Raw genomic sequence first — 680 nt, 5'->3', positions numbered from 1 at the left:
TTGTGTGTTGTTTGAGAACTGCACAGTGGACGCGAGCATCTTTGTTGTAAGTAATTAAGAGCGTACGGTGGATGTCTTGGCACCAGGAGCCGATGAAGGACGTAGGAGGCTGCGATAAGCCTCGGGGAGCTGTCAACCGAGCTGAGATCCGAGGATTTCCGAATGGGGAAACCCAGCCACAGTGATGTGTGGTTACCCGCGCCTGAATATATAGGGCGTGTGGAGGGAACGTGGGGAAGTGAAACATCTCAGTACCCACAGGAAGAGAAAACAACATGTGATTCCGTGAGTAGTGGCGAGCGAAAGCGGAAGAGGCTAAACCATGGGTGTGTGATAGCCGGCGGGCGTTGCATTCGTGGGGTTGTGGGATCCGTCTTGTCAATTCTGCCGGATTGGCCGACAGTAAGAAATCATCGTGTTAGTCGAAGTGGTCTGGAACGGCCTGTCGTAGAGGGTGAGAGTCCCGTAGACGAAAACATGGTGACTGTCGTGACGGACACCCGAGTAGCAGCGGGCCCGTGAAATCTGCTGTGAATCTGTCGGGACCACCCGATAAGCCTGAATACTCCCTGGTGACCGATAGCGGACTAGTACCGTGAGGGAAAGATGAAAAGTACCCCGGGAGGGGAGTGAAATAGTACCTGAAACCGTGCGCTTACAATCCGTCAGAGCCTGCGCCA

1 rRNA gene is annotated in these 680 nt (G+C 54.1%); it reads left to right on the top strand.

The features are described from left to right. Positions 1-44 precede the first annotated feature (44 nt). Positions 45-680 (top strand): 23S ribosomal RNA (locus LCL87_RS25535); the annotation flags it as partial.

The organism is Prescottella equi (genome assembly GCF_020171745.1).
Classification (GTDB): Bacteria; Actinomycetota; Actinomycetes; order Mycobacteriales; family Mycobacteriaceae; genus Prescottella; species Prescottella equi_A.
This window is presented reverse-complemented; position numbering and strand designations above follow the sequence as displayed.